The organism is Polaromonas sp. P1_E1_2 (assembly GCF_056406035.1).
The window spans coordinates 1-3,556 of the sequence record NZ_JBFUAZ010000454.1; the positions used below are offsets into that span (position 1 = coordinate 1).

A 3,556-nucleotide genomic window follows, 5' to 3' on the forward strand; every position below is an offset into this window, starting at 1 on the left:
CCTTTCGGGCCGTCTGCAYCGGAAAAATGCGTCATCAGCGTAATCTCTTCGACCTGGGGCAATGCATTCAGGCGCGTCCACGCCGCACGGTAGCGTTCGGGTGCAAAGCCCAGCCGGTTCATGCCCGAATTCATCTTGAGGAAGACACGGTGCGGCAGCTGCGTCTTGTGGGCAGCCAGCATGTCGATCTGCTCGTTGCAGTGAATGGTATGCCACAGGCCCAGGCGGGAGCACAACTCGAGATCCCGCGCCTCGAAGCAGCCCTCCAGCAGCAGGATGGGGCCGCGCCAATCAAGCGCGCGCAGGCGCTGCGCTTCAGCCAGGTCCAGCAACGCAAATCCGTCGGCGCTGCGCAGCGCATCAAAAACACGTTCGATGCCGTGACCATAGGCATTGGCCTTGACGACGGCCCAGACCCGCGCATCGGGCGCGGCAGCGCGCGCGCGGGCAAGGTTGTGGGCAAGCGCTGCGGTGTGAATGGTGGCAAGAATGGGACGTGGCATGGCGCAGTAAATTGTTTTCCGGGAGCGTGGCAGGCTGGCGGGCCCGTCGGGACGAAAGGCCTCTGGATGAGGTCTTTTGCATTCTGACACCGCCCCCCATGCTATAAACCGGAATCGTCTGGAGACATTCACCCTTATCTTGCCGCATCAGATCCGCTGATGCATTGATGCAGTGACCACAACAGTTTAATGAAGCGCGGTTTCTACACCATCATGGCGGCCCAGTTTTTCAGCTCGCTGGCTGATAACGCGCTGTTTGTGGCCGCCGTGGAGCTGCTGAAAACCAGCGGCGCGCCCAAATGGCAACCGGCGGCGCTGGTACCCATGTTTGCGCTCTTTTACGTGGTGTTAGCGCCTTTTGTGGGGGCTTTTGCCGATGCCCGCCCCAAAGGCAACGTCATGTTTGTCAGCAATGCCATCAAGGTCATCGGCTGCCTGATGATGCTGTTTGGCTCCCATCCGCTGCTGGCCTATGCCATCGTCGGGCTCGGGGCGGCGGCTTACTCCCCCGCAAAATACGGCATCCTCACCGAACTCCTGCCGGCTTCGCAGCTGGTCAAGGCCAACGGCTGGATTGAAGGCTTGACAATTTCCTCCATCATCCTCGGCGTTTTGCTGGGGGGCCAGCTCGTGGGCCATTCAGTGTCGTCGCTATTGCTTTCGTTTGACTTTCCCATTTTCACTACCGGCATCGACACCGCCCCTGAAGCCGCGATCTCCGTGCTGATCCTGCTCTACATCATCGCGGCCTGGTTCAACACACGCATCCCCGACACCGGCGTGGAGATGCGGCCCATGCCGCGCAACAAGCTCGAGCTACTGCCCGATTTCTGGAACTGCAACTCAGCCTTGTGGCGCGACAAGCTGGGTCAGATTTCCCTGGCGACCACCACCCTGTTTTGGGGCGTGTCGGGTAATTTGCGCTACATCGTGCTGGCCTGGAGCGCGGCCGCCCTGGGCTACAGCACGACGCAGGCCTCGTCCCTGGTCGGTGTGGTGGCCATCGGCACCGCCGTCGGTGCCGTGCTGGCCTCCATGCGCATGCGGCTGGACCAGGCCACCAGCGTGATGCCGCTGGGTATTGCCATGGGCCTTCTGGTCATCTTGATGAACTTCATCGGCAATGTCTGGGTGGCCGCGCCTTTCCTGATCCTGCTGGGTGGCCTGGGCGGCTTCCTGGTCGTGCCCATGAACGCGCTGCTGCAGCACCGCGGCCACAACCTCATGGGCGCGGGCCGCTCGATCGCCGTGCAGAACTTCAACGAACAGGCCTGCATTTTGAGCCTGGGGGCTTTCTACAGCCTCTCCACCGGCATGGGCCTGTCGGCCTTCGGCGCCATCACAGCCTTTGGCGTAGTGGTGGCAGGCTTCATGTGGGTGATCCAGCGCTGGCACAAGCGCAACACCGTCAAATACAAAGAGCAGGTGGACCACCTGCTGAGCATCGCCCGCAGCGATAAATCGCACTGATGCTGGCCGATGCTCCCGGTGCTCCCGTACGCGGCGGCACGTCAAAAGCCGTTCTCGCGCTCACGCTGAATGCGTTCGTCTGGGGCGTTTCGTGGTGGCCGCTGCGCCAGCTGCAAGGCCATGGCCTGCACCCGCTGTGGACCACGGCGCTGGTTTACGCGGTCGTGGTGACCGGTTTGCTTACGCTGCGCCCCACCGCCTGGCGTGGTTTTGTTGCGCATCCCCAGCTGTGGTTCCTGGCGGCGGCTTCGGGCCTCACCAATGTCGGATTCAACTGGGCGGTGACAGTGGGTGACGTGGTGCGTGTGGTGCTGCTGTTTTATCTGATGCCGGCCTGGTCGGTGCTGGTGGCCTGGGTCATGCTGGGCGAAAAGCCCTCGGCCGCCTCGCTGCTGCGCCTCTTGCTGGCCATGATGGGCGTGCTGATCGTGCTCAAGTCGCCCGACTCGCCGTGGCCCATCCCCCAAGGCGGCGCCGACTGGCTGGCCATCATGGGCGGCTTCAGTTTTGCCGTGACCAACGCCGTGCTGCGCAAGTACAACCACACCCCCAGCGAATCACGCATGCTGGCCATGTTTGGGGGCAGCGGCCTGATGGCGGCCGGCGCCGCGCTGCTCGGCATGTCGCAGCTGCTGGTGCCTGCGCCGGCACTGGCTGCAGCGGGCATTCCGGTAGTGTTGGCGCTCAGCCTGGCCTTCATGGCCAGCAATGCGGGTCTGCAGTATGGCGCGGCGCGGCTGGCTGCAGGCACAACCGCCATCGTGATGCTGACTGAAATCCTGTTTGCCAGCCTGTCGTCGGCCGCGCTGKGCGCGGCCGAACTTACGCCGCGTGTGCTGCTGGGCGGCAGCCTGATCGTGCTGGCCGCGGTGCTGGCGGCCATCGCACCATCGGCGACACCCCAAACCGCGCCCGGCGGTGCAGAATCGCACTGAAATAAGAGCCCCCACGCTTTTCGCTAGCGCGTAATGCGCTGCCCCTTGCACAAGAAGAGGGGGGCTAATTTCCCTTGGGGCGGCCCGGCGGAAAATTGCATCATGTTTCAATGGCAGTTCACACAGGAGACAACCATGAGCGCAGCAAAAACGGTTTACGACTTCCAGGCCAAAGACATCACAGGCAAAGACGTCGCACTCGATGCTTTCAGGGGCAAGGTCATGCTCATCGTCAATACCGCCAGCAAATGCGGCTTCACGCCGCAGTTCGCCGGGCTGGAAGAGCTGTACAAACAATATGCCGGCAAAGGCCTGGCGGTCCTGGGTTTTCCCAGCAACCAGTTTCTCTCGCAAGACCCCGGTAGTGACGACCAGATCGCCGAGTTCTGCCAGGTCAACTACGGCGTGAGTTTCCCCATGATGTCCAAGATCGACGTCAACGGCCCCGCCGCCCACCCGCTGTACCAGTGGCTGTCGGCCGAGGCGCCCGGCCTGCTGGGCATCAAGTCCATCAAATGGAACTTCACCAAGTTCCTGGTCGGCAAGGACGGGAAAGTCATACGGCGTTATGCGCCCAGCGACAAGCCAGCAGACCTGGCCAAGGACATCGAGGCTGCGCTAGCGGCCTGAGCCGCCAGCGCCCCACGT

At 62.7% G+C, this 3,556-nt stretch carries 4 protein-coding genes; 3 read left to right on the forward strand and 1 reads right to left on the reverse strand.

Annotated elements, in window-relative coordinates; genetic code table 11:
- Window positions 1-503, reverse strand: a 503-nt coding sequence (locus AC1D1P_RS17845) for an alanine racemase (RefSeq protein ID WP_477673889.1), incomplete at its 3' end; no start/stop codon positions are given.
- A gap of 189 nt (window positions 504-692) precedes the next feature.
- On the opposite strand from AC1D1P_RS17845, the gene lplT reads away from it, so the two are divergent.
- The 3 genes from lplT to AC1D1P_RS17860 all read left to right on the forward strand — a co-directional run bounded on the left by lplT (window position 693) and on the right by AC1D1P_RS17860 (window position 3,538).
- Window positions 693-1,973, forward strand: a complete 1,281-nt coding sequence (gene lplT / locus AC1D1P_RS17850; RefSeq protein WP_477651481.1) for a lysophospholipid transporter LplT — start codon at window positions 693-695, stop codon at window positions 1,971-1,973.
- Window positions 1,973-2,908: an EamA family transporter gene (locus AC1D1P_RS17855; RefSeq protein WP_477673890.1), complete on the forward strand. Its 936-nt coding sequence runs from the start codon at window positions 1,973-1,975 to the stop codon at window positions 2,906-2,908. The genes lplT and AC1D1P_RS17855 overlap by 1 nt, the downstream gene beginning before the upstream one ends.
- Before the next feature lie 135 nt (window positions 2,909-3,043).
- The gene (locus AC1D1P_RS17860; protein ID WP_477670281.1) at window positions 3,044-3,538 is read left to right on the forward strand and encodes a glutathione peroxidase; all 495 of its coding nucleotides are present in this window, start codon (window positions 3,044-3,046) and stop codon (window positions 3,536-3,538) included.
- Window positions 3,539-3,556: the final 18 nt, after the last annotated feature.